Source organism: Roseiarcus sp., assembly GCF_052145395.1.
In the GTDB taxonomy this organism is placed as follows: domain Bacteria; phylum Pseudomonadota; class Alphaproteobacteria; order Rhizobiales; family Beijerinckiaceae; genus Roseiarcus.
This window is the reverse complement of record NZ_JBKQOT010000453.1, coordinates 1-4,248: the sequence shown is the minus strand read 5'-3', so window position 1 is coordinate 4,248 and position 4,248 is coordinate 1. Positions and strand designations below refer to the sequence as shown.

Sequence of the window (4,248 nt, the reverse complement as noted above, 5' to 3'; positions counted from 1 at the left end):
CCGCGCCAGCGGATTGTCCGGATGAGGCGCCACGCCCGCGACCGTGTGGGTCAGGATCAGCCGGCGCCGGAACGGCGACTTCGGCTGGATCTCCTGCGAATGCCGGCCATGGATCACCGCCGTGACGTGCTCCAGCGCCGCCTCGAAAAAAACCTTGTCGGCGTCGAGCTGGAGCGCGACCGGCATGACGCCGGTTGCGTCGGCGATCATCCCGTCGGACGAGACGATGGCGTAGCCTTCAATGCGGTAGGGGCCGATCATGGGCCTTGCTACTCGGTCGAGTCGGCGTTGACGAGCGCCAGAAACTCGCCGCGAGTCATCGGGTTGTCGCGGAACACGCCGAGCATGCGGCTGGTGACGAGGTCGGCCCCGCGCTTGTGGATGCCGCGGCTGATCATGCAGTGGTGGGCGGCCTTCACAACCACGGCGGTGCCGCGCGGACTGAGCACCTCCTCGATCGTATTGGCGATCTGGGCGGTCAAGCGCTCCTGGATCTGCAGGCGCTTGGAGAAGATCTCGACCACGCGGGCGAGCTTGGAAATGCCGACCACGCGTTTGTCGGGAATGTAGCCGACCCAGGCGCGGCCGATGATCGGCGCCACATGGTGCTCGCAATGGCTCTCGAAGGTCACTCCGCGCAGAACGATCATTTCGTCGTAGCCGTCGACCTCGGAGAAGGTCTTTCGCAGCACCAGCTCCGGGTCCTCGTCGTAGCCGCCGAAATACTCGCGGAAGGCGCGCCTCACCCGGTTCGGCGTCTCGCGCAGACCGTCGCGGTCCGGGTCCTCGCCGATCCATTTGAGCACCGTGCGGAACGCCTCCTCGACCTCGGAGTCGCTGATCCTGTTGTCGCGGGTTTCGAGCTTATGCGTCATTCATGCCTATCCTTGTCGAGGGCGACTGTAGCCGCCGCCAAGCAAATTCTCAAAGGAGGGATCAGCGATAGAGGTCTCCCCTTGTCGGCGGCAAGCCGCTCGGGCCACGGACCCGCTTCATCGACAGCGTCTGGTAGACGCCGGCGTTGTTGCGCTCGAACGTAATCGAGCAGGCGGCGAGATAGGCGAGCCAGACCCGCGCCGTCGTCTCGCCGACCGCCGCGACCGCCTCGCTCCACCGCGCCCGAAGCCGGTCGTGCCAGAAGTGGGTCGTGCGCTGGTAGTGTTCGCGCCAGCACTCGACGTCGCGCACCTCGAAGCCGGCGAGCTCGAGATTGGTGATGGTGCGGCCGAGATAGTCGAGTTCGCCGCCGGGGAAGATGTAGCGGGTCAGCGCCTGGAACTCCGGCCGCTTCTTGCCGGTGCGCGCCGCATGGCTGCCGCCGGGCCTCGTGATGGCGTGGTGCAGGTAGAGCCCGCCGGGCTTCAGGAGGCGCTGGACGGTCTTGAAATAGTTCTCGAAATTGGCGAGGCCGACATGCTCGAACATGCCGACCGACACGATCTTGTCGAACCGGCCCTCGCCTTCGAGCAGGGCATAGTCGCGCTTCTCGAACGTCACGCGCCCCGTAAGTCCGCGCCGTTCGGCCTTCTCACGCGCGAGCGCGAGCTGCTCCTCCGACAGCGTCACGCCGAGAGCGTTGACCCCGTAATGCTCGGCCGCATGGCAGGCCAGCGAGCCCCATCCGCTGCCGATGTCGAGGAGCGTCTCGCCGGGCTGAAGGCGGAGCTTGCGGCAGGTCATGTCGAGCTTCTGCCGCTGAGCGGCGTCGAGATCGTCGCTCCACTCGTGGAAATAGGCGCAGGTGTAGACCATGTCGCTGTCGAGCCACAGCGCATAAAAGGCGTTGGACACGTCGTAATGATAGGCGATGTTGCGCGTGTTCTCGGCCTCCGAACCGTCGCTCTCGCGGTCGCGGCCGATCGCTTCGAGCGGCCAGGGACCCCCGCGCGGGACGAACAGGAAGGGCGCCAGCGCGCGCAGCGTCGTGATCGAGGCGAGCGACTTCCGCAATTCCTTGGTGCGGCCCTTCGGCCGGCGCTGGACGAGATCGAAGATCGTGCCGTTCTCGATGTCGATCCGCGCCGCAGCCCACAGGTTGGCGAAGGTTGTGATGTTGGGCCCCTTGAGCAGCGCTGCGATTGCGCCTTCGTCGGCGATGGCGAGCAGGAGGCCGTCGGCCGGCCAGGTCTCGGGGATCTTCGAGCCGTCCCACAGACGAAACCCGAATCCCGGTTCAATCCGCCGGTGAATCTCGGCGAGCAGCCGCTTCAGCGACGCGAGGCGCGATTCGGCCCGGGTCATGACCACCCTTCCTTTCCGCGGCGCCCTCGCCGCGTCACGCTCATACACCATCACTCGCCAAAGCGAGGATGGACAGGCGGGCGCCTGCGAGGCAAAGAACCTCGAGCGAAAAGGGACCTGACGACTCGACATGGACCAGTGGCGAAGGGGCGGCCTTGTCGTTCGTGACGCGGTCATCGGCGATCTCGACGCGATCGCCAAGGTCGAGCGCGACTCATTTCCCCAGGATCAAGTCTCGCGGCGCTCGTTCGCCTATTACCTGCGCGCGCCGCGGCGGCCAGTGATTGCGGTGACGGTCGACGACGAACTTGCGGGCTACGTTCTCGTCGCGCTCGGCAAGGGCGTGCGCTCGGCGCGGATCTATTCGATCGCCGTCGACCCGCGCTTCGTCCGCCGCGGGGTCGGCGCGGCGCTCATCGCGGCGGCGGAAAATTTCGCGCGCCGGCATAGGCGCGAAGCCATCACCCTTGAGGTCCGCTACGACAACACGCCGGCGATCGCTCTCTATGAAAAGTGCGGCTTCCGCCATTTCGGGGAGCATAGGGACTATTATTCCGACGGCGCGACGGCGCTGCGCTACAAAAAGGCGCTGGCCCCCCGTTCTGCGGCCGCCTCGCCGCGCCGTCCCGCGGGAAGGACGAAGTCGCAGCACACGGCGTGAGCCGATTTTGCGCGGGTTGCGCGGCGGCCTGAAAACCCATAAAAGCGCTCCTCTTTGCGGAATCCCCCATGATAAATTCGTTTCCCGCACACCTTAGGCGCCTTGAAGCGGAATCAATTGACATAATGCGTGAGGTTGTCGCAGAGATGCACAATCCTGTAATGCTTTATTCGATCGGAAAAGACTCGAGCGTGATGCTCCATATCGCGATGAAGGCGTTTCACCCGGCCAAGCCCCCCTTCCCGCTGCTTCATGTCGACACGACCTGGAAGTTCCGCGAAATGATCGCGTTTCGCGACGACACCGCGCGCAATCTTGGACTCGAGCTCATCGTGCATATCAACGAGGACGGCGTGCGGCGGGGCGTCTCCCCGATCGCCTCCGGTTCGCAGGTCCATACCCAGGTGATGAAGACCGAGGCGCTGCGGCAGGCCCTGGACAAGGGCGGCTACGACGCGGCCTTCGGAGGGGCGCGGCGCGACGAAGAGAAGAGCCGCGCCAAGGAGCGCATATTCTCGCACCGTTCCGCCGCACACGCGTGGGATCCGCGCAACCAGCGTCCGGAGCTGTGGCGCCTGTTCAACACGCGCATCCGCGACGGCGAATCGATGCGCGTCTTTCCTCTGTCGAACTGGACCGAACTCGACGTGTGGGAATACGTCAAAGCGGAAAACATCCCGGTCGTGCCGCTCTATTTCGCCAAGTCCCGCCCCGTCGTCGAGCGCTCCGGCGCCCTGATCATGGTCGACGACAAGCGTCTGCCGCTTGAGCCCGGCGAGAGGCCGCGCCAGCTGCGTGTCCGCTTTCGCACCCTCGGCTGCTATCCGCTGACCGGCGCCATCGAGTCGGAGGCTGAGACGCTCGACGATATCATCGCCGAGATGCGCGCCTCGACCACCTCCGAGCGGCAGGGTCGCCTGATCGACACCGACGAAGCCGGCTCGATGGAGAGGAAGAAGCGGGAGGGCTATTTCTGATGAGCGAGACACTGCGAACCTCCGCGCTCCCGACCCTGCGCCTGCTCACCTGCGGCTCGGTCGACGACGGCAAGTCGACCCTGATCGGCCGGCTCCTGTACGAGAAGAAACTCATTTTCGACGATCAGCTGTCGGCGCTCGAGCGCGACTCGAAGAAACACGGCACCACCGGCGACGACATCGATTTCGCCCTGCTGGTCGACGGGCTGGAAGCCGAGCGCGAGCAAGGCATCACCATCGACGTCGCCTATCGCTATTTCGCCACTGAAAAGCGCTCGTTCATCGTCGCCGACACGCCCGGACACGAACAATATACCCGCAACATGGCGACCGGCGCCTCGAACGCCGACCTCGCCATTCTGCTCGTCG

The 4,248-nt window shown here is 65.3% G+C and carries 5 protein-coding genes and 1 pseudogene; 3 read left to right on the top strand and 3 right to left on the bottom strand.

The window, feature by feature from the left end; all coding sequences use genetic code 11:
• The 3 genes and pseudogenes from ACLP25_RS15435 to ACLP25_RS15425 all read right to left on the bottom strand — a co-directional run.
• Positions 1-261: pseudogene (locus ACLP25_RS15435) on the bottom strand (dihydrofolate reductase); the annotation flags it as partial.
• A gap of 8 nt (positions 262-269) precedes the next feature.
• Complete coding sequence (folE, locus tag ACLP25_RS15430; RefSeq protein WP_442470069.1) at positions 270-875, bottom strand: GTP cyclohydrolase I FolE; 606 nt, start codon at positions 873-875, stop codon at positions 270-272.
• 61 nt (positions 876-936) lie between these two features.
• Positions 937-2,241, bottom strand: coding sequence for a class I SAM-dependent methyltransferase (locus tag ACLP25_RS15425; protein ID WP_442470068.1), 1,305 nt, complete (start codon positions 2,239-2,241; stop codon positions 937-939).
• A gap of 130 nt (positions 2,242-2,371) precedes the next feature.
• Between ACLP25_RS15425 and rimI the strand changes: the two genes are divergently transcribed.
• The 3 genes from rimI to ACLP25_RS15410 form a co-directional block, all read left to right on the top strand.
• Positions 2,372-2,902 (top strand): ribosomal protein S18-alanine N-acetyltransferase, encoded by a 531-nt coding sequence (gene rimI / locus ACLP25_RS15420; protein WP_442470067.1) that lies wholly within the window; start codon positions 2,372-2,374, stop codon positions 2,900-2,902.
• Between the two features lie 68 nt (positions 2,903-2,970).
• Positions 2,971-3,879, top strand: coding sequence for a sulfate adenylyltransferase subunit CysD (gene cysD, locus ACLP25_RS15415; protein ID WP_442470066.1), 909 nt, complete (start codon positions 2,971-2,973; stop codon positions 3,877-3,879).
• Positions 3,879-4,248, top strand: a 370-nt coding sequence (locus ACLP25_RS15410; protein ID WP_442470065.1) for a GTP-binding protein, incomplete at its 3' end; no start/stop codon positions are given. The genes cysD and ACLP25_RS15410, both read left to right, overlap by 1 nt.

What these genes read in the sequence shown, in the direction of transcription:
- ACLP25_RS15425 (WP_442470068.1), bottom strand. Translation starts at nt 2,241, where the DNA reads ATGACCCGGGCCGAATCGCGCCTCGCGTCGCTGAAGCGGCTGCTCGCC.
- cysD (WP_442470066.1), top strand. Translation starts at nt 2,971, where the DNA reads ATGATAAATTCGTTTCCCGCACACCTTAGGCGCCTTGAAGCGGAATCA.
- folE (WP_442470069.1), bottom strand. Translation starts at nt 875, where the DNA reads ATGACGCATAAGCTCGAAACCCGCGACAACAGGATCAGCGACTCCGAG.
- rimI (WP_442470067.1), top strand. Translation starts at nt 2,372, where the DNA reads ATGGACCAGTGGCGAAGGGGCGGCCTTGTCGTTCGTGACGCGGTCATC.